We start from the raw sequence: 21,592 nt of genomic DNA on the forward strand, positions 1-21,592 counted from the left end.
TCCGAGCCCGATCCATTGAAACTCACCGAGTGGCAACTGTCTGGGATTCTTTGGCAGCAAGGCTCTTTCTGCGGTTGTTGGAGATGGTGCGGTCGATAATCGCGCCACAATTGATGCATTTCCATGCGTAGAAGACGAGAAAGAAATCCGAGAAGCGCTCCAACATCATCATTCCCTTACACTTCGGACATTCCATTGCTCCCTCCCAGGGTGGCTACGTTCACAGCTGTTGGCGAAGGAAAGCAAGAGCTGCACCAATTTGTCATATGTCAGTATTTCAATAAGTTATGAATTACGTATTTGCCTTAGGCGGGTAATTCTTTCGTATTTGCTAGTACAAAAGAGTCCGGCCCGTCAATTTTTTGTCACCTGATGGGAATCATGGCGCCTAAAGGTCCGGGGAAGGGCATCGCGTACTGGCCCAAGACCGAGCGTCCTCGCGAGCGTCTCCTTGCGAAGGGCTCTGAGGCTCTTTCTGATGCCCATCTTCTCGCGATTCTGCTCAGAACCGGACGACGCGACTCTTCCGCGGTCCAAGTCGCGATCGAACTCCTTGACCGAATGGGAGGGCTTGGAGGATTGGCGGTGTGCGGCGTCGAAGAACTCTGTGCCGTCCCAGGCGTCGGTCCTGCAAAGGCCGCTCAACTCAGAGCTGCTCTGGAGTTGGGGAGACGTTCCCTCGCCGTTCCACTCTCGACCGGCACACGTATTTCCTCGAGCGCCGATCTTTTCAAACATTTCCATCCGGCGCTCCGGGATCTGAAACATGAAATCTTCAAAGTGGTGTTGCTCGACGCTAAAAATACCGTGGTCAAAGAGACTACCGTTTCTGAAGGAAGTCTGACGCTCAGCATCGTGCATCCACGCGAAGTCTTCGCCCTTGCCGTACGTGAATCGGCGGCTGCCGTCATCTTCCTTCACAACCATCCGAGCGGAGATCCTACTCCAAGCCAGGAGGATCGCCGATTGACCGAACGGTTGGTGGCCGCCGGCCACCTTCTAGGGATTCGTGTGTTGGACCATGTCATCGTCGGAGATGGCCGATATGTGAGTTTTGCCGATGAGGGATGGTTGACGGGGCAGCGCGACACCGACGACCGGTAAGGTGATATGCGCAATAATCCGGCATCCGAAATGTGAGGACAGGATGGTCTAAATCGCCATATTCAACCAAGGAGGGCATGCCATGGAAGCAGCCCGTGTGGAGCCCGTCAGAAATGTCGCGATCGTATCCAGCGCCGGTGCGGGCAAGACCTCTCTCAGCGAGGCCTTACTGTATGTCGGTGGAGTGATTCCTACGCTCGGTTCTGTAACGCAGGGGACCACCGTTTCGGACTTCGAGCCGGAAGAAATTCGTCATCGCAATTCGACCAGCACCAGCCTCCTCCAGTTCACGTGGAATCAAACCCATATCAATCTGATCGACCCACCAGGCGCGCTCGCGCTTCTTGGTGAACCCCTTGCCGCCTTACGAGCCATCGATGGGGTCATCCTTGTGGTAAGTGGAAGTATTGGGGTGAGGACAGAACTGGCGCGGCTTTGGACGAGAATCAAAGAGCTGGATCTCCCATGTCTTCTATTTGTCAATGGCCTGGACAAAGAGGGTTCATTGTTCGAGAGCGCTCTTGAGACCTGTCGCAAACAATTCGATTGTGCTCTGATCCCTTTGACGATACCGGTCAGGCAGGGGATGAATATGGATGGCGTGATTGACGTGCGATACGAGAAAGTTATCCGTTCTGGACCCGCCTCGCCCAAGATTGATCAGCTACCGATTCCAAGTGATTTTGATGGTATGTTCAGGGAAGCACACAAGCAGCTCGTGGAGGCGGTTGCAGAGACCGGAGACGCCCTACTGGAGACCTATCTCACCCAGGGTGATTTGAACCAAGAAGACCTTCTCCAGGGACTCAGACGCGATATTCACACGAGACAATTCCTTCCGGTGTATTGCGGATCTGCCGCTCAAAACGTGGGGGTGTGGTCGCTGCTCGACGCAATCGTTGCCGTATTACCTTCACCCAGCGAGCGTGGTGTGGACCATCCATGGCACGGCATCCAAGCGGAGACCGGCGAAGCCTGCGAGCGGAAGGGGAGCGGAGAAGAGCCGTTTTCTGCCTATGTGTTCAAGACCCTCATCGATCCTTTCGTGGGCCGGCTGTCCTATTGCCGTGTGCTATCGGGAACCGTCCAAGCGGACGCGACGGTGCTGAATGCGTCAAAACATGTGCGGGAAAAACTCGGCCATTTCTATAGGGTGCTGGGCAAACGTCACGTGGCCGTCGATTCAGCCAAGGCCGGGGACATCGTTGCCATCGGAAAACTCAAAGATACGCACACCGGTGACACGCTCTGTCACGAACATGACCCCATCTGCTATCCAGGGCTGAGTTTGCCGAAACCGATCTTGTCCTTCGCCATTGAAGCCAAATCGAAGGCGGAGATCGATAAGGTCAGTCTCGGCTTGCATAAACTCATCGAGGAAGATCCCACGCTGGAGTTCGCGCGCAATGCCGAGACCAAGGAGATGGTGCTCAGTGGTATGGGGCAGTTCCACATCGATTTGGCCCTCGAGAAACTCCACCGCAAATTCGGCGCCGACGTGACCTTGCACACACCGAAGATCCCTTACAGGGAGACGCTCAAGACAAAATCACAAGCACAAGGCAAATACAAGAAACAAACCGGCGGGCATGGACAATACGGAGATTGTTGGCTTGAAGTGACCCCGCTGCCGCGCGGCAATGGGTTTCTGTTCGAAAATCGTGTGATCGGGGGGGCGATTCCTCGCAATTTCATTCCCGCAGTGGAAAAGGGCGTGATCGAAGCCATGCACGGGGGGCCGCTAAGCGGCTTTCCTGTCGTCGATGTGCAGGTCACGGTCTATGATGGATCCTACCATGTCGTTGATTCCTCTGAAATGTCGTTCAAGATCGCGGGATCGATGGCGTTTAAAAAGGCGATGGAGACGGCCCACCCGGTGCTGCTGGAGCCGGTCATGACGGTTGAAATCGATACACCCACCGACGCGGTTGGGGCGGTCATGGGAGATTTGAACGCCCGTCGCGGGCGAATCGTGTCCGTCAATGCACAAGACCACGTGGAACAGATTAAGGCGACGGTGCCGCTGGCAGAGTTGCTCAGGTATGCCACCGCCCTCAATGCCATGACGGGTGGACGGGGAAGCTATGTCATGGAGTTCGCGCAGTACGACGAAGTTCCTCGAGAGCTGACGGCAAAGATCATCGAACGGCATAAGGCGGAGGGACAGGCCGTCGCGGCCCACTGAGATGTTCAATCGGAAGATTTGAGCACAACGAAAAATGCGCGGTTTTCCCGAAGCACGCGCAGCAACACGGTATCGCCGTGTCGGGATCGAGAGATCGCCGCTTTATATTCTGCGACGGAAGAGACCTCCGTACGGTTGACTTCCTTGATCAAATCACCTTCCCGGAGGCCTTCGGCTTGAGCCAAACTGTTGGGCTCGACCTTGGCGATCAAGACTCCTTTTGACTCGCGCAGTTTGAATTTCTCCGTCAGACCGGCCGTCAGCTCTTGAACGTCGAGGCCAAGTTTGACTTCCAACTTCTCCTCTTGAGGAACAGCTGCGGCGACGGCCGCCTCGCGTCGCTCCGTAAGTGGGACCTCCACCGTCAGGTACTTCAGATCGCGGACCACCTCGATCTTTGCGGCCGCGCCGGGGGTCAGTGATCCGATTAGGCGAGAGAGTTTGTTGGGTGAATCGACGACCGCTCCGTCGATTCGGACGATCACATCGCCCGGCTGTATCCCGGCGGCAGCAGCCGGATCCTTTTCGAAGACTTCATTCACGAGGACCCCTTCACCCTCAGCTACGCCGAATTTCTTGGCCAACTCGGCTGTAAGAGGTTGAATACCCACGCCGAGCCACCCGCGAACGACTTTGCCCTTGGCCAGTAGTTGCTCGATGACCTGCCTGGCCATGTTGGACGGAATCGCGAAGCCGATCCCTTGGGCAAAATTGATGATCGCGGTGTTGATGCCGATCACCTCGCCGCGGAGATTGAAGAGTGGGCCGCCGGAATTGCCTGGATTGATCGACGCATCGGTTTGAATGAAGTTTTCATACCGTGAGAGGTTGATGTTTTCACGGCCGATTCCGCTCACGACGCCAAGGGTCACCGTACGGTCCAGCCCGAACGGATTCCCCACCGCCAGCACCCATTGGCCGACTTTGACGCCGGTGGAATCCCCAAACCGTGCGCTCGGCAAAGGCCGATCCGCGGTCACTTTAAGCAGGGCCAAATCCGTGTCCGGATCTTTTCCGATCACATGAGCGATGAGTTTTGTTTTGTCTGAAAACCGGACTTCAATTTCAGCGGCGTCTCCGATGACATGATTGTTCGTCACAATATGACCGTCGCTGTCGACAATCAGCCCAGACCCTGAACCCGAAGCATTCGGTGTGCGCTCGCCGGAGCCTTCACGAGACCGACTTGCGCTGGTGATGGGGAAGAGATTGACGACTGAAGGCTTGGCTTGCTCGGCCAGCTCGGTAATGACGGCTTGTATCTCTTCCAACATACGAATGCCGGGAGAGTCGGCAGAGAGCGCTTCGGCACGGCTCATGCCTATCAGTGAAAACAGGATGACCAGGGGAAAAACCAGAACACGTGAAGAAAAGAATGCCATCGTTGCCATCGGTTGCTATTCTATCCGATCCACGTCGATGTGCCTACTATCCTAAGCCGATCTCGTGAGCGTAGTTGTGAGAAGGCGTTGGCCGGTGAACCACGAAGTGAGTCGGTCCAGTTCCGCCTGAGGACCGATCACAATCACAATGTCACCTGGGCGCAGGAGGAGATCGGTGGCTGGAGCCAGCAGAAATGGCCCTCGCAGAACCGTCACGATATGTGCTGAAGGGGCGTGAGGAAGCGCACTCAGTGGTTGTCTGGCCGCTGCAGCACCTCGCATGACCGTGAGCCGCTCAAGACCAGCTGAGCGAAGAGCCAAATCACGTTGAAGCGTCAGCAAGTCTTGGTGAATCGCTTCGAGCTTGAGTTCACGGATTTGGGCATCGACACGGGTCAATGACTGCTTGAACTCCTGAATATGAGTGAGGGCATCGGCGAGCGCCTCATCAATCACCCAGACCACCGAATCAGGAGGATAGTTCCGGTGTACCCGGTCGGAAACCTGCGTGACGATTTGCTGTCCGACCTTGGCCGTCACATCATCGATTCGCTGGAGCAAGGTGGACGCCTGCCAGTGCAGTCGAATGATCTGCACCTTCCGATTGACCAATTCCGACACGGCGAGAACCGTCTCATAGAAAGCATGTCCGGTGATCGAAAGTTCCTTATGGACGCGGCCAAGAAGTTCAAATGTCATGTTCTGATAAGCTGGATTATGTTAACTTATACTCCTGCCGACTTGATTTGGGAGCGATTGAGTTTATTCTGATTCCAATCTCACGCGCTCTCCCCTCCTTCATAGCGGATCGTGGCTCTGAGGTCAATTGCGTCTGAAGTTTCGTGACGGCCGACGACGGTTGTCAATTTGCAATTAACCTGACGTCGCTCGTATGATCGCGCCCATGAACTGTACGAAATGTAAGACCAAAGCCGTTATGCGGTTACCCCGCCACAATGCGGCGTTCTGCAAAGGCTGCTTCAATGGGTTCGTGCACGATCAGACCGTTAAGGCCATTCGGTCTCAGGAGATGTTCGTCAAGGACGATCGCATCCTCGTCGCCGTTTCTGGCGGCAAGGACAGTTTGGCCCTGTGGGACATTCTCCTCAAACTCGGGTATCGGACCGATGCGCTGTATGTGAACCTGGGGATTGGCGGGTATTCCGAGTCATCTCACGAAAAGGTTGTACATTTTTCAGAAACGGTGGCCGCTGCACACGGCTCGGTGCTGCATGTCCACACAGTCGAGCGTGAGGAAGGAGCTGGAATTCGTGAGCTTGCGATGCTGGTCCACCGTCCGACGTGTTCGACCTGCGGCACGATCAAACGCTATCAATTCAACCATGTCGCAATCCAGCATGACTATGATGTGATGGCTACAGGACATAACTTGGATGATGAAGCCGCCCGTCTGCTCGGCAATGTGCTGCACTGGCAAGATGAATATCTTGAGAAGCAAGGGCCCAGTCTTCCTGCCTCTGTAGAGGGTTTTGCCAAGAAAGTGAAGCCGCTCTACCGATTAACCGAACGTGAATTGGCGGCTTATTGCGTCCTGAATAAGATCGACTATGTCGTCGAGGAATGCCCTATGGCGCAGGGAGCGCGCACCCTCCTCTACAAGGAGGTCTTGAATCGCTTGGAAACCGAATCGCCCGGGACCAAGCAGATGTTCTACTGGGGCTTTCTCGAGAAGCACCGAACGACTGTAACGCCCATCGACATGGCGGAGAAAGACCGTTCGGCTTTGCACCCCTGCTCCCTCTGCGGTCAGCCGACCACCGCCGAGACCTGTTCGTACTGTAAGCTGATGGCCCGAGCGAAAACGTCGAGCCCTCATTGAACCATTCGGCCCTTGCAAACTGCTTCCACACTCCGTAAGCTGACCCCATTCACTTTTCCATTGCTTATTAATCGGACCTCGTATGGCGGCTGTCCCGCGCGATTACTATCAAATTCTCGGCATCCCTCGCACTGCCTCTCCGGATGACATCAAGAAGGCCTATCGCCGCCTGGCCCGGCAGTACCATCCGGATCTCCACGCGGGGGGCAAGAAGGCCGAGATGGAGAAGAAATTCAAGGAACTCAACGAAGCACAGGAAGTGCTCACCGACCCGGACAAACGCAAAAAGTACGATCAGTTTGGAACAGATTGGGAACAGGCACAGGCCTTCCAGAGGGCCCGCCAGCAGTCAGGAGGGCGAGGCGGGTTTGGAGGACCATGGGGGTTCGATGGAGAATCCGGCAGCCAAGGAAGTGGCGGTTCCGGAGGTGAGCAGTTTTCAGACTTTTTCGAGAGTATCTTTGGAAACCGCGGCCGTAGCGGAACTGGACGTAGTGGGTTCGCGATGCCGGGCGAAGACCTTGAATCCGAAGTCCAGTTGACACTGCGAGAAGTGCTGACCGGCGTGATCAAGCGCGTCAACCTGCGTGAACCCCAAACATGCTCGACCTGTCAGGGCAGTGGCTCCATACGAGGCCGATCGTGCGGCACCTGTCAGGGAACCGGCATGACCAGCGAGTATAAAACCATTGAGGTGCGGATTCCGGCCGGCGTCCAAGATGGAACGAGGGTCAGGGTTGCCGGAAAGGGCCAGCCTGGAGCGAACGGCGGCAAACGTGGCGATCTGTATTTTCACGTGGTGATCCCTCCAGATCCGATCTTTCGTCGACAAGGCTCGGACGTGCATGTCACGTTGCCGATCTATCCCTGGGAAGCCGCATTGGGAGCTGACGTGACGGCTCCTACCTTGGCAGAGCCGGTAAAAGTCAAAGTGCCACCGGGCAGCAAAGCCGATGGTAAACTACGACTGAAGGGCAAAGGGCTTCCCTCTGCGACCGGCTCACATGGTGATCTGTTCCTGACGCTCCAAATCGTGATGCCGACAACCGCAACCGAAGAAGAGCGGGTGTTATACGAACGTTTGAGCAAGCAGCGACATCCAGATCCCCGAATGGAGCTGCTCTATACCGCCCAGCGACGTTGATTTGAAGTGTGGTCGACTCCTGTACTTCGCTTTTGAGTCGACGTGCTTGCTTGCGTTGCGATGACTGCTATGGCAAGCTTTGAACCCAGATGTCTCAACCAAGGAGGAATTCATGAAGTCTGTAATGAGGGCCACCACTGCCTCTGCGGTCGCTTCGATCTGTCTGTTGGTGTTGGGCGTACCCAGCCTCTGGGCGAATGATCCGAGCTATGGCCATGCCGGAGGAGGACATGGCTATGGAAAAGGGATGATGCACAGCGGCACCGGGCATCTGATCCGGCATTTGCTCAAACACGAAAAGGATATCGGACTCACCGCCGACCAGGTCACCAAACTGAAAGACATTCAGCTGAATCTTGACAAAGCACGGATTAAGGCGGAAGCCGATATTCAAATCGCTGAACGTGAACTGAGAGCGCTGACGGAGAGTGAGAAGTCTGATCTCACCGCGATCGAAGCAAAGCTCAAGCAAAGCGAAGACCTGCAGGTCGGGCTGCGCATGACTTCCATCAAGACCCGCCGTGATGTGATGGGCTTGCTGACTCCGGAACAGCGTGCAAAGGAAACGTCTGAGCACGACAAAGTGATGGATCAGCACAAAGGCTCTGGATCGCCGCATGGAGGCGCAATGCCGTATGGCGGGAATCCTCATGGCGCCAATCCGCACGGCAAGAACCCTCATGAAGCCGTACCCCCTACACCACCGAGCAACATGTCCGTACAGTAATGCGGTCAGGAAGGCCTATGCACAAGGAACTGAAGTTACAGAGTCATGATCTTCTCGTCGGCGCCGGCCGGGCCCCGGCTCGAGCCATGTTAAAAGCCGTTGGGTTTACCGACGATGACCTGTCGAAACCTCTCGTCGGCGTTGCCAACACATGGATCGAGGTCATGCCCTGCAATTTCCATTTGCGGCGGCTTTCAGAGCGAGTGAAGGCCGGGATTCGAGCGGCCGGTGGAACTCCAATCGAATACAACACCATCGCAGTGTCCGACGGGATCTCGATGGGAACGGAAGGAATGAAAGCGTCGCTGATCAGCCGCGAGGTGATCGCAGATTCAATCGAGTTGGTGGCCCGCGGACATTTGTTTGATGCGGTGGTGGCTCTGTCGGGTTGTGACAAGACAATCCCTGGCACCGTCATGGCGCTCGCCCGTCTGAATCTCCCATCGATAATGCTCTATGGGGGATCGATCATGCCTGGCCGTTTCCAGGGCCATGACGTGACTATCCAGGACGTGTTTGAAGCAGTCGGTAAACATGCGTCGGGTAAGATGAGCGACGCCGAGCTGAAAGACTTGGAAGATCATGCCTGCCCGGGACCGGGTGCCTGTGGAGGTCAGTTCACCGCAAACACCATGGCCATTGCGTTCGAGTTTCTCGGTATTTCACCGATGGGCCGCAATGGCGTTCCGGCCATGGACGACCGAAAGGATGATGTAGCGTTTGAATGCGGCAAGATGGTGATGGATCTCATCAAGCAGGATCTGCGCCCTCGTCAGATCATTACCCGAAAGTCGTTGGAGAATGCCATCGCCGCAGTCGCCACGACGGGTGGATCGACCAATGCCGTTCTGCATCTGCTCGCCATTGCCCGTGAATCCGGGATCAAGTTGAGCATCGACGATTTTGACAAGATCAACCGCAAGGTTCCCCTACTTGCCGATCTCAAACCAGGGGGACGCTTTGCCGCGGCGGACCTCTACGCCGCTGGTGGAACGATCCTGGTTGCCAAACGATTACTCGATGCCGGACTCCTCCATAAGAGTCAGCCCACGGTCACAGGGCGAACCATCGGCGAAGAGGCATCGAACGCCCGTGAGACTCCTGGCCAACAAGTCCTGCGTCCCCTCTCCGATCCTATTAAACCGACAGGCGGTCTTGTGATTCTCAAGGGCAATCTGGCACCGGAAGGCTGTGTGGTCAAGGTGGCTGGACATTCCATGATGAAATTCCAGGGGCCGGCGAAGGTCTATGACCGGGAAGAAGATGCATTCGTGGCGGTCAATGCAGGCCAGATCAAGCCGGGCGATGTCGTCGTCATTCGGTATGAGGGTCCGGCCGGTGGACCAGGGATGCGTGAAATGTTGGGCGTGACGGCCGCAATCGTGGGGGCCGGACTTGGCGACTCTGTCGCCCTGCTGACCGACGGGCGTTTCTCCGGTGCGACACACGGATTGATGGCGGGCCATGTCGCCCCTGAAGCCGCCAAAGGCGGGCCCATCGCGTCCGTTAAAAACGGCGATATGATCACCTTCGATATTCCCAAACGCCGTCTGGACGTCGCGTTATCTCAGAAAGAAATAGTGTCTCGGCTGAAAAAGGTCAAACTACCCGTACCACGCTATACCTCGGGTGTGATGGGGAAATATGCCAGACATGTCTCATCCGCCTCAGAGGGCGCCATTACGAGCTGATCATCCCGACTCTATTGTGCTTGCTTACACTCACAGGAGCCCCACAGGCTGTTCAAAAAGGCCGCCGTCTTTACCCACCCAGCCCCAGCGCGCCAAGACGCGCTGTTCCACGAGCAAGGCCGCAACGAGCGAAGAGGTGAAGCGTACTCTTCCCGTATGGTGAATCTCTGAGCGATGTGAGAACGAAGCTGGAGGCGTTTTTCAACAGCGTGCTAGCGGAAATCTCGCCGTTGGAAAATGAGGGACGCGAGCATCAGAAGAAGGGTGGTATAGGCCAGTCCATAGGCCGCGATCAACAGCAAATCACCGGTCGGTACATCAAGTTGATGAGTCACGTGTCCTTTCAGATTGAATCGATCCAGGTTCGGCAGGATATAGTACATCCCCTCCAGTACGGTACGGCCTGCCCCTTCCATCTTTTGGCCGAACGCCTTTAGATCAGGCGTCAGGTGGCCGATCACATAAATCGCCAGGGTAAAGATCGCGCTGAGTGTCGCGCTCGAAAAGGTCGAGAAAAGCAGCGCGACTGCCGTGATCACCATGAATTCCAAGACAATCATCCCAAGCGCCTTAAACAGCACGGCATGAACAGGAACGTCTTGAAGGGAAAGCACCGCCAGTAACCCGGCTGCCATGACGGCCGTATTGATGACCAGCGTGAGACTGAGTCCCAAATATTTTCCCAACAGGAACTGAAACCGGGCCACCGGTTTGGAAACGATGGTGTAGATGGTTTTCTTCTCGATTTCCTTGCTGACCAGGCCGATACCGACGAAAATGGCGATCAGCACTCCGAAGAAATTGATGCTGCCGAGGCCGATATCCAAAATGAGACGATGAAACTCCCCAAGCGTCAACCGCATCAATATCAGCGAACTGCCGATCATGAGAAGCGCGAAGATCAATAGGTTGTAGAGCAGTTTGTCACGAAGGTTCTCACGAAACGTATTCAGTGCAATCGAGAGCACCTTCATCAGACTCGCGCCTCCACTGCTGGCTGTGTCCCTTTGGCTTCACGTATAAAAAGATCTTCGAGCGACGCCTTATGCGGGGTGAGCGAAACCAATTTGGCCTTGGCTGACCGAATGACATCGAGCGCCTGATCGACATCTTGCTGACTGGTCAATACGATCATGACTCGCTCTCCTTGCAGGACAATTTTAGCGGTCAGGGGTCTGATCCGTTCAAGCGCTTCCGGAAGCAGACGATCGATCACCGCTTCTACTTCATGAGTCGTGTTTCCCGCGACCAATTCCGACACATGCCCGCAGGCGACGAGCCGTCCCTTCATAATCATGGCGACCCGATCACAAAGTAACTCAGCATCATGGAGGATGTGCGAACTGAACATCACGGTCTTGCCGGACTCCTTGAGCCGCAGAATGAGATCGCGCACTTCCTTACGCCCGATCGGATCCAGGCCCGACATGGGCTCATCCAAGACGACCAGCTCTGGATCATTGATCAAGGCTTGCGCGATCCCCACCCGCTGGAGCATGCCCTTCGAAAACTTTCGTAATTGCAGATCGCGGGCATGTGTCATACCGACGAGCTCCAATAACTCGTCAATACGTTTTTCGAGCGCAGATCCCAACAGCCCAAACAGATGACCGTAGAATCGCAGGAATTCTCGACCCGTCAGATAATCATAAAAATACGGCGATTCAGGAAGGAACCCGACTTTGGCCTTGGCAACTGGATCGCCAACCGACCGTCCAAACAGTGTTGCAGTTCCCCCACTCGGATAGATGAGCCCCATAAGCATCTTAATCGTCGTCGTCTTCCCAGCACCGTTTGGTCCGAGAAAGCCAAAGACTTCTCCTCGCTGGACCTCAAACGACAATCCATCAACAGCCGTCACTCGTCGCCCCCAGAAGCCGACTTTGAAAATCTTATAAAGACGATCAATTTGAACGACCTTTTCGCTCCCCGCATCCATAGAATCCTCAGGCTAGACGCCCCCCTTTAGATCCAAACGAAATACCTTTAATCGAGTAGGATGGGTGCTGCTTCTGACCTCTCCCGTCTGAGCATCGAATAGGTAAGACCCGCCAAACGGTTCATGAGGAACTCGATCGAGATACCCTTCGGAAACGAGATCCACGAGTACTCTTGGAAAAACCTGATGCTTGATGCGATATTGTTCGATGGCCCGCTCGAGTATCCTCAGGTCACGCTCGATCATCACTTCTTTAGCTCGAGTCTCTAACTTCTCTCGTACGACGAGATCCGGGTTTTCTTTCCACAACGCTTCAAGAAATTGAAGGGCGACCTCAGGGTTCCCCGATTCTGCATGCATGCGTGTTGCCAACCCAGGAAGAAAGTCAGGAGCTCCTGGAGTGCGTGCGGCGCGCCCGATATACTCCGCTCCCGTTGTCGCGTCCCCAAGAGCGAAGTAATGATTGTAGCCAAGTAAAAATGGAAGATTCCATTCACCGGGATTTTCGCGATGCCCTTTTTCAAGAAGACGATTGCTTAAATCGGGTCGGTTCGCATAGTTTGTGAGCGCAACACCGCCGACGTAGTAGGCATACGCATATCGCGGGTCCAGCGTCGTGATTACGTCGAGAGCGTGATAAATCCATTCGTATTCGTTGTCGGTATTCTTTTTCTTGCCCCAGACTTGCAGTAGCCGCAGCCACAGAAGATCAGCGCCGAGGTGATGATAGCCCAATAGAGCAGGTTTGAGATGTTCTCCCCGTGGCAACTGCGCCAACTCTTCTATTCTGACTGTCGTTCGGTCAATGCGACGATCCAAGATCTGTTGTAGAAGGACAATGGAAGCCAAGAGACCGGCTGTCACCAAAGTAACAGCAATCCGCAGGATATGACTGGAATGCTGGGTGACACTATGAATCGGTATCTCGAGAGAGGAGTATCCTGGCATGGATGATCTCGCCTAGACGTGAGAAGTCCCGCCGACTGTTTCCAGTCGGCGGGACGCTCATTCTACACAGAACCTACTAACCTCTTAGAACACACCGGGTACGCAGTCACCTGCACCGGTGCTATCAGCAGAGGCCCAGACGGAAAGGACAGGGTCACCATCCAGGTTGCTCGCTGCTGTCGCCCTGAATCCAGCGGCAGTCGGGCCGACATCCGTAGCACCAGTTTCCGCAGTAATCAAGGCCGCTGGGGCCGCAGTCGGTCCTAGACAAGAGGTGTGCGAAACTGCGTAGGTCCCCGTCGCGTACTGATAAAGGACGTTACCGGTAGCCTGAAATCCAAGATTAGCAAATGTGCCTAAAGACACACCGGCGCCGCCACCACCGACACACCATCCAGTAGCGGCTGCGGGAGTGGGAGTGAGCCATGCCGAGCCGGCCGCGTTCCAATTCTGCGGCTGCATCTTGGTACCGGCTGCGGGCGCCACTGCCGGCGCCAGAGCAACCGTCAAGAAGCACCCACGTTCACCTTGCCATGACACTTCGGACGTCTTAATCGCACCAAGGTTCGTCTTCGCCTCCGACTGCCGAGACTTCATCTGATACTGCAGGAAGTTGGGGATGGCGATGGCCGCCAGGATCCCGATGATCGCCACGACGATCATCAACTCAATGAGGGTGAAACCCTCTTGTTTACGGAGCGACTTAAACATCGTACTGCCTCCTTGTTGATGGTTCACTGACGGCCCGGTTCGTAACCTGCGGCGCTCATGTTGCCGCCTACCTGTGCCTATAGCAGGTTTGGTGCCGATCAATGACAAGGCCTAGCGTACCATTGATCCCTGATGACGCAACAACTTACGAGAAATCAGCGCGCGGCAGGTCGGTAATAAGCCCCTTATCTTTCCGCAATCTGCTTCGGAGTGCCGAGAATTGGCACTTTATTGGGCTCGGGCCGGTACGGGATGTTTCGACGCCAATCCTGGTGCAGGAACTTCCTGAAGGCCGTCAGGAGAGCCGGAGGTATGGGGAAATAATCGTTGGAAGAGTTTAGGGCGTGGCTTGCTGAGTCTGAGTCTTCTCTGAAACGCGGCGTTTGGCCTGTTGAATTCTGTCTTCATATGCAGGATTGGCCATGCCCTGCTCGCGGAAGCGCTGGAGCAGCTTTTCGTTGGAGGGGTCGATTTCGAGCGAGTGGAGCCACGCTTCACGAGCATCAGCAGTTTTCTGCTGCTTCATATAGATTTCTCCTAGATGCTCGTAGATAACGGGATCATCACCGACAAGACTCACAGCCCGCTTGATTTCCGTGAGGGCTTCGGCCAGCATGCCCGATTTGTAGAACGCCCATCCAAGACTGTCCACGTAGTACCCGTTTTCCGGCTTGAGCGCCACGGCCCGTTTCGTGAGGGATAGCGCCTGATCGATCTTGATGCCCCGTTCCGCGTAACTGTAACCAAGATAGTTCAAGGCATCGGCGTGATGTGGATCGAGAGAAAGCGCGGTTTCCATGGCGCGTTCCACGTCATCAAACCGATTGAGTTTGTCGTACGCTGTTCCAAGGTTGAAATGCAGATCCGCGTTCTTCGGATTGTGCCGAATCCCCTCCTCGAAAGCCTGTGAAGCCTTGTCAAACTGCTCGCTCTGGAGATGGGCTAAGCCCAGCACGATGTGCGGTTCAGGCTGCTTCGGCATCAGCCGAACAGCTTCATTGAGATGTGTGACGGCTTCCGGAAACTGCTTGAGCCGGTAGAGGAGCACTCCCAAATGAATATGACTGTCGGCAAATCGCGGGTCCAGATGAATATTGTACCGATAGGTCTCCATAGCCTTGGGGAAGTCCTTCATCTCCTCGTACAAATATCCAAGATAATCTCTCACTTTAAGTTCAGCCGGTTTGGCCTTCAAAATGTCTGTTAATTGGCTGATCGCCTTCGCGAACTCTTTTTTCTCTCCATAGATGAGCGCCATGCGCAATTGTGCGTCGAGATCGCCGGGATTGTCCTCCAGCATCTTTTCCAATTCCGCGAGACCTGCGTCGTAGTCTTTCGTCGCGATATACAACTGGATCAAATGCTGACGAATATCTCTATTCCGAGGATTCACTTGAGAAAGATATCTTTTGAGGACCGCGACGGCTTTGCCCTTTTCTTGGCGTGATTCATAGACCGAAGCTTGAGCCAAATACGCCGGCTCGAAAGACGGGTTTACGGCGATGGCGCGCTCAAAGCTTGCCAAGGCTTGGTCGATATTTCCGGCTTCAACAGAAATGCGGCCCAAATAGTAGTACCCGACCGGCGAATCAGCCGTATAGTGCAAGCCTTTCTTCACAACTTGCTCGGCCTCGGCCAGTCGTTTTTGGTTCAATAAGATGAGCCCTTTAGGAAAGTAGGACTCTCCCCTTTCCGGAGCGCTCTCGATCGCCTTGTCCAATAACGCCAGCGCACGCTCGTGCTTGCCGGCGCTGGCAAGGATCCCGGCCATGTGCGTCAGCAATTGGGGATCTTGTCCGGTTCCTTGCCCGACTTCTTCTGCGTATTGCACCGCCTGAGTCAAATCGCCGAGGGCGAAATACAGCGCTGCCAATCGGGATTTGACTTCACGTGACTCGGGATCGGCCTTCAACGCTGCCTGATACTCCTTCAATGCAGTTTCGAAATCCTGGGCAAGTTCGGCTTGATGCCCCATCATGAAATGGAGCGTGGCATCAGACTCGGGGGTTGCCGGTGGAGGCTGTTGTACGGTGGCGATGGATGACACAGGTGTTTTGTGTGGTTGAGGTGCTGTGGTGCTGCAAGCCACGAGAGCACAGGGCAGGAACAGGAAGAACCACCTCGCTGCCGCCATAGGAAAACAACCCTCGCTTGACACTCGAGTGTCTACCATCATCGGGATTCTCACCTCGCCCTTCTTCGGAATGAACACACAGGAGGCAGGAAGATTATACCGAGTGCTGGAACGATGCGCAAACCGCTATGCTTCGCGGAGGTCAAGGCTCTCGAATTTGGCAAATCGGTCCTGAAAGAACAATTCTTTCTTGCCGATGGGTCCGTTCCGATGCTTACTGACGATGATGTCGGCAATCCCTTTGCGTTCAGAATTCTGATCGTAGACATCCTCTCGGTAAATAAACATGACCACATCGGCATCCTGTTCGATGGCCCCGCTCTCCCGTAGATCGGCCAGCATGGGAATAGGCGGCTTGCGCGCCTCTACGGCACGGCTCAACTGGGAGAGTGCCACCACGGGCACATTGAGTTCCTTGGCCAGAGCCTTCAATGATCGGGAAATATCGGAGATCTCTTGCTGACGGGACTCGGAGTCACTTCGCCCTTGCATGAGCTGGAGATAATCCACGATGAGAAGGTCGAGTCCCTTCTCCGCTTTGAGCCGGCGGGCTTTCCCGCGCATCTGCTGGACCGTGATACCGCCGGTGTCGTCGATGTAGATGGGCGCTTGTTCCAAGCGGCCGGCCGCCTCCGCCAATCGCCACCAATCTTCTTTTTGCAGCTTCCCCGTTCGTAGCGCGTGCGAATCGACCCGCGCTTCAGAACTCAGCATGCGGAGAACGATTTGCGGTTTGGACATCTCCAAGCTGAAGATGCCGACCACGGCATTGGCGTGAATCGCGGCATGAGTGGCAAATCCCAGTGCCAGGCTCGTTTTGCCCATACTCGGCCGCCCCGCCACGACCACGAGGTCCGAGGCTTGAAGCCCGGCCGTGATGTCGTCGAGGTCATAGTAGCCGGTCGGGACTCCGGTGATGTGTTCTTTTCGTTTGGAGAGCTTGTCGATGACATCCAAACTCTCTTTGATGACCTGACTGATCGGACTGAACGACCGTTCTAATTTGCCTTGAGCAATGCTGAACACCGATCGCTCGGCAAAATCGAGCAGATCGTCGATGGCGGATGTTCCCTCGTAACCCCTGGTCAGCACCTCCGTCGATGTGCTGATCAGGAGACGGGCCACGGCCTTGTCTCGGACGATCTTGCAGTGGTATCGAATGTTGGCTGAACTCGGAACGATCTGGACAAGTTCCGCCAGATAGGCGGCGCCCCCGATTGCTTCAAGTTCTCCTCGAGATTTTAGCCGTTCGGTCAGTGTGATTTGATCGATCACTTCGCCCGTGTCAGACAACTCCAGCATGGCTTGATAGACTTTTTTGTGGGCCGTTCGATAGAAATCTTCGTCCACCAGCAGTTCCATGGCCTTCGGCATGGCGGTGTTATCCAGGAGGATGGCCCCCAGTACCGACTGCTCCGCTTCCAGGTTCTGCGGAGGAAGCTTGGGTTGAGAGAGATCGACGGCGCCGACCGATTTCATGACATACCCCTGTGGTTGGCGCGTAGGCTTGTGACGAGGTCCCCCATAGACATCGCTTGCTTATCGAGATCGGATGGGTCAGTCGGTCCACCGGTCGGCTGTCGGGTATTCCGTCGCAGCACAATGACACGCCCAGGGCTGTCTGTGACGACCACAATAGTGGTATGGATGTCTGCTTCAAGGCCGGCTTTGGCTGCAATACCGATCACGCCTCGTCCCGATGCCGGAACGGCTCGTTGGACGACGCGCACGCCTACCTCACGCAACTGTCTCGCCACAGAAACGAGTTCCTTCGACAACCCAAGCGGTGCGACGACAAGCACCTCGGACTGCACCGGCGTTGTCGTGTCGGAAAGATTGAGTCCGCGGAAGAGTCGGTCGACGTTGAGCGCAAATCCGGTCGACGGGATGTCCCGACCGAACCGTCCGATCAAGTGGTCATACCGCCCGCCGCCGCCTAGCTCGACTCCTATGCCGGGAGTAAATACGTCGAAGATGACACCATCATAATAGTCGAATCCTCTAAACTCTCCTAAGTCCAGCAGCACGACATCCTGAAACCCAGTCGCGCAGAGCAACTGATAGACTGCCTCCAATCGGTCCAAAGCTTGTAGCAGCGGTTTCTCACCCCTGGCCAATATTCGCCCTTTCGAAAGCACCTCAGCTTGGCCACAAAGCTCAGGAGTTTCTAGGATGGCGCGAGCTGCATTCTTGCCGACCCGCTCGTGCCAGAGAATCTCTGCAAGCCGGGGCAAATCTTTTCTGGCTGCGGCCTGCTCGGCCCGCTTCTGACCGTCCGGCGACAGGCCGGCGCGAACAAGAAGCCCCTTGAAAAAACCGACGTGCCCCAGTGAAACCTTGAACGAATGCAATCCAACCTTTCGTAGAGATTCGATCATCAGCATGATGATCTCACAATCGGCGGAGGGATCATTAGCCCCGATCAGTTCGGCACCCACCTGAAAGATCTCTCGATCGCGACCGACGTGCTCAGGTTCATAACGAAAAACGGTCGCGCGATACGACAAGCGCAACGGCAAGTGAGCGCCCACCATGCCCATGGCTACAGTGCGGGCGATCTGCGCGGTCACGTCGGGCCGCAACAGCAGAATACGGCCGGTTGTTCGGTCAACGATCTTATAGCAGTTCTCCAACAGGGTGGGCTCAAGACCCGGGGCAAGTACGTCAAGATATTCGAACGTCGGCAGAATAATCTCATCATACCCATAACGATTGAAGTACGTGAGCAACTCGGATTCCAAATGTCTGACGTGGCGTGCAGCTTCCGGAAGGATCGTGGCCATCCCGACCGGAACCAGAGAATGCTCGCGCAAAGAAGGAAACTGCCCCGAAGTAGGGTTGAACATCGGAGGAGCAGAGGACATAGCAACCTGGTGGCGAGATTGATTACGAAAGGTTTGCGACCTTCACCGAGAGAATGTTCGAGCTGGACTTAATTTGGTCCAATACCGCAGTTGGGAATTCGGTATCGGAGCCGATGATCAACAGTGCATCCCCTCCCCGCTTCTCCAGCGCGCACTGCATTCGCACAATGTTGATCCCGTGATCTCCCAAGACGTTGCCCACCATGCCGATGACTCCGGGGCGATCGACATTGTGGATAAACAGCATATGCCCTTCGGGCACGACTTCGACCTTGAATTGGGCGATCTCCGTGATCCGGGCTTCTTTCTTGTGATACAGCGTTCCTGCGACTTGGTGTGAGATTTTCCCTGCCTCGACCCGTACCCGGATCAAACTCGTGAAGTCTCCGGCATCCGTACTCTTCACTTCTTTGACTTCGATGCCCCGCTCCTTCGCCACGATCGGCGCGTTCACGTAGTTCACCGGATGCTCCATGATCGGAGCGAGCAGGCCTTTCAACACGGCAATCGTCAACGGCGCAATCGACAGTGTGGTGACTTCTCCGCTGTACTCCACCGTGACTCGTTCGATTCCCCCTTGAACGAGTTGCGTCTGGAGCGAGCCGAGCTTTTCAGCCAGTGTGAGAAAAGGTTGTAGACGAGGCAATAATTCCGGAGCGACTGAAGGGATATTGACGGCGCCTTTCGCCACGCCCTTGGTGAAGTAGTCGACAATCTGCTCCGCAATCCCAATCGCGACGTTTTCCTGTGCCTCTGTCGTCTGGGCTCCGATATGCGGGGTGCAGATGAAATTGTCCAATGCCAGTAAGGGATTGTCTTGTTTGACCGGTTCTTCCTCAAACACATCGAAAGCGGCGGCGGCGACCCGTCTTGTTTTCAAGGCCTCGCACAAATCGCTCTCGTTGATGATGCCGCCGCGGGCGCAGTTGACGATCAACACGCCGGGCTTCATCGTGGCGATTGCCTGCGCATTGATGATCCCTCGTGTTTCCGGTGTAAGCGGCGTATGGACGGAAATGATATCTGCTCTTCGGAACAGTTCATCGAGATCCAGCATCGTCACGCCCATGCGTTCGGCCCGCTCAGGCGTCAAGTAGGGATCGAACGCGACGACGCTCATTCCAATCCCCTGCGCCATCTTTGTCAGATGACTGCCGATCTGTCCGGCGCCGATGATGCCGAGCACCTTGTTGTAGAGCTCGACGCCCATGAACTTGTCTTTCTCCCATTTGCCTGCTTTCACCGAGGCGGTGGCTTGCGGAATGCGACGGCTCATCGCGCAGATCATCGACATCGTATGTTCGGCGGTGGTGACCGTATTGCCGCCAGGCGTATTCATGACGACGATGCCTCGACGGGTCGCAGCGGGGGTATCGACGTTATCCAGGCCGGATCCGGCTCTTCCCACCACTTTGAGTTTCTCGGCTGCAGCAATGAGCTCCGCCGTCACCTTGGTGCCGGATCGCACGATCAGTCCATCGGCATCCTTGATCTCCCTGAACAGCTCATCTTTCGGCATCTTGGATTTCACCACGACGGTAAATCCGGCTTTCTCGAGCGCCTCGACGCCCTGTTTCGATAAGCTGTCGCTGATCAAGATTTTCATTCCCGCTGCTGCCATGTGCATCCTCGCGATGGTTACTTCGCCAATAAGATTTCTTGCGCTTTTCCGACACCCGTTCCTAGTTTTATGGGATGACCGAGTCCTTTCAGAACCATCTCGGTCGCGGCCAACGCGGCGATCACATCAAACGTATCCGCATACCCCATATGAGACAATCGGAATACTTTCCCCTTGAGGTGATCCTGTCCACCGGCAGCTGTCATACCGTATTGCACACGAAGATTCTTATAAATCGCCTGCCCGTCAATTCCATCCGGCGCACAGACCGCCGTCAAGGCATCGCTGGGCGATTCCTTTGGAAATAACGCCAGCCCGGCAGCCTTCACCCCTTCGCGCATGGCATGGGCCAACCGTCCCTGCCGTGCAAACATCTTCTCCAGTCCCTCTGCCCTCATCATTCTGAACGCCTCTTGAAGGCCGATCACAAGCGAAACGGCGGGTGTGAAGGCAGTCTGATTCTTGACCTGATTTTCGCGTTCCTTTTTGAAGTTGAAATAAAAGGCAGCATTTTTGGCTTTGTCGGCCAATGCCCATGCCTTGTCGCTGACACTCACAAATGCCATACCAGGGGGCAGCATCAGGGCCTTCTGGGAACCGGTGATCACGACATCGAGCCCCCATGCATCAGTCTTGATGTCAAATACACCCAAGGCTGTAATGGCATCGACCACCAAAATTGTATTGTCGTAGCTCTTAATGATCTCACCCAGCGCCTTGACATCATGAGCAACAGCCGTCGAGGTTTCGCTGGCTTGCACATACACCGCTTTGATCGAAGGATCTTTTTTGAGAGCATCGGCAACTTGCTGAGGATTGACCGCATGTCCCCATTCAACCTTGATCTCGGTTGCTTGTACTCCGAAGGTCTTGCAGAGTTTGCCCCAGCGCTCTCCAAATTTACCCCCGTTGACATAGAGGGCCTTATCGCCTGGAGACAAAAAGTTCGAGACCGAGCCTTCCATGCCGCCGGTGCCAGACGCCGCCAACATCAGCACGTCATTTCGTGTTTGATACAACCATTTCAGTCCTTCGCGCACCTCCGCGAATATCGGATCGAACTCAGGTGCGCGATGATGGATCATCGGGCGAGCCATCGCCAGTAACACCTCCGGGGGTACGGGCGTCGGGCCAGGTGCCAAGAGATACCGCTTCAACATTGATCGATCCTCCTTCACGATGCCAATATTGTGGGATGGGCGCTCGAAGAGGTGGTACGCTACCATCTGTGTCAGGAGGCTGTCAAGGAATTGAACGACGCAACTGAAGACGTCATCAGGATTTTCTCATCCATGAAGCGCT

General features: G+C 55.3%; 16 protein-coding genes and 1 pseudogene. 6 read left to right on the plus strand and 11 right to left on the minus strand.

What is annotated here, in order from left to right:
• Positions 1–381: 381 nt before the first annotated feature.
• Together radC and H8K03_01960 are read left to right on the plus strand one after the other, a co-directional pair.
• Entirely contained in the window at positions 382–1,104 is a 723-nt protein-coding gene (gene radC / locus H8K03_01955) for a DNA repair protein RadC (GenBank protein ID UVT20710.1), read from the plus strand.
• Positions 1,105–1,186: 82 nt separating this feature from the next.
• Positions 1,187–3,289, plus strand: a complete 2,103-nt coding sequence (locus H8K03_01960) for an elongation factor G (protein UVT20711.1) — start codon at positions 1,187–1,189, stop codon at positions 3,287–3,289.
• 5 nt (positions 3,290–3,294) lie between these two features.
• Here the strand turns inward: H8K03_01960 and H8K03_01965 are convergent, their stop codons facing one another.
• Entirely contained in the window at positions 3,295–4,680 is a 1,386-nt protein-coding gene (locus H8K03_01965) for a Do family serine endopeptidase (protein ID UVT20712.1), read from the minus strand.
• Between the two features lie 42 nt (positions 4,681–4,722).
• The gene (locus tag H8K03_01970; GenBank protein UVT20713.1) at positions 4,723–5,370 is read right to left on the minus strand and encodes a TrkA C-terminal domain-containing protein; all 648 of its coding nucleotides are present in this window, start codon (positions 5,368–5,370) and stop codon (positions 4,723–4,725) included.
• 205 nt (positions 5,371–5,575) lie between these two features.
• Between H8K03_01970 and H8K03_01975 the strand changes: the two genes are divergently transcribed.
• The 4 genes from H8K03_01975 (at position 5,576) to ilvD (ending at position 10,073) form a co-directional block, all read left to right on the plus strand.
• The gene (locus H8K03_01975; GenBank protein ID UVT20714.1) at positions 5,576–6,511 is read left to right on the plus strand and encodes an adenine nucleotide alpha hydrolase family protein; all 936 of its coding nucleotides are present in this window, start codon (positions 5,576–5,578) and stop codon (positions 6,509–6,511) included.
• 82 nt (positions 6,512–6,593) lie between these two features.
• A complete protein-coding gene (locus H8K03_01980) occupies positions 6,594–7,655 on the plus strand; it encodes a DnaJ domain-containing protein (GenBank protein UVT20715.1) in 1,062 nt (353 codons plus the stop codon).
• 112 nt (positions 7,656–7,767) lie between these two features.
• Complete coding sequence (locus H8K03_01985; protein ID UVT20716.1) at positions 7,768–8,382, plus strand: periplasmic heavy metal sensor; 615 nt, start codon at positions 7,768–7,770, stop codon at positions 8,380–8,382.
• Positions 8,383–8,399: 17 nt separating this feature from the next.
• On the plus strand, positions 8,400–10,073 hold the full coding sequence (ilvD, locus tag H8K03_01990) for a dihydroxy-acid dehydratase (GenBank protein ID UVT20717.1): 1,674 nt from the start codon (positions 8,400–8,402) through the stop codon (positions 10,071–10,073).
• A 212-nt stretch (positions 10,074–10,285) separates the two neighbouring features.
• Here the strand turns inward: ilvD and H8K03_01995 are convergent, their stop codons facing one another.
• The 9 genes and pseudogenes from H8K03_01995 to H8K03_02035 form a co-directional block, all read right to left on the minus strand.
• On the minus strand, positions 10,286–11,047 hold the full coding sequence (locus H8K03_01995; GenBank protein UVT20718.1) for an ABC transporter permease: 762 nt from the start codon (positions 11,045–11,047) through the stop codon (positions 10,286–10,288).
• Positions 11,047–12,012, minus strand: a complete 966-nt coding sequence (locus H8K03_02000) for an ABC transporter ATP-binding protein (GenBank protein UVT20719.1) — start codon at positions 12,010–12,012, stop codon at positions 11,047–11,049. Before H8K03_02000 ends, H8K03_01995 begins: the two co-directional genes overlap by 1 nt.
• A gap of 12 nt (positions 12,013–12,024) precedes the next feature.
• Positions 12,025–12,960, minus strand: coding sequence for a hypothetical protein (locus H8K03_02005; protein UVT20720.1), 936 nt, complete (start codon positions 12,958–12,960; stop codon positions 12,025–12,027).
• A gap of 552 nt (positions 12,961–13,512) precedes the next feature.
• A pseudogene (locus H8K03_02010) lies at positions 13,513–13,671 on the minus strand (prepilin-type N-terminal cleavage/methylation domain-containing protein).
• A gap of 337 nt (positions 13,672–14,008) precedes the next feature.
• On the minus strand, positions 14,009–15,718 hold the full coding sequence (locus H8K03_02015; GenBank protein UVT20721.1) for a tetratricopeptide repeat protein: 1,710 nt from the start codon (positions 15,716–15,718) through the stop codon (positions 14,009–14,011).
• A gap of 213 nt (positions 15,719–15,931) precedes the next feature.
• Complete coding sequence (gene dnaB / locus H8K03_02020; GenBank protein UVT20722.1) at positions 15,932–17,284, minus strand: replicative DNA helicase; 1,353 nt, start codon at positions 17,282–17,284, stop codon at positions 15,932–15,934.
• The gene (hisZ, locus tag H8K03_02025) at positions 17,281–18,669 is read right to left on the minus strand and encodes an ATP phosphoribosyltransferase regulatory subunit (GenBank protein ID UVT20723.1); all 1,389 of its coding nucleotides are present in this window, start codon (positions 18,667–18,669) and stop codon (positions 17,281–17,283) included. Before hisZ ends, dnaB begins: the two co-directional genes overlap by 4 nt.
• Before the next feature lie 22 nt (positions 18,670–18,691).
• Positions 18,692–20,275 (minus strand): phosphoglycerate dehydrogenase, encoded by a 1,584-nt coding sequence (locus H8K03_02030; GenBank protein UVT22348.1) that lies wholly within the window; start codon positions 20,273–20,275, stop codon positions 18,692–18,694.
• Between the two features lie 32 nt (positions 20,276–20,307).
• On the minus strand, positions 20,308–21,450 hold the full coding sequence (locus H8K03_02035) for an alanine--glyoxylate aminotransferase family protein (GenBank protein UVT20724.1): 1,143 nt from the start codon (positions 21,448–21,450) through the stop codon (positions 20,308–20,310).
• Between the last annotated feature and the right edge of the window lie 142 nt (positions 21,451–21,592).

This window comes from Nitrospira sp. (assembly GCA_024760545.1).
Taxonomy (GTDB): Bacteria; Nitrospirota; Nitrospiria; order Nitrospirales; family Nitrospiraceae; genus Nitrospira_D.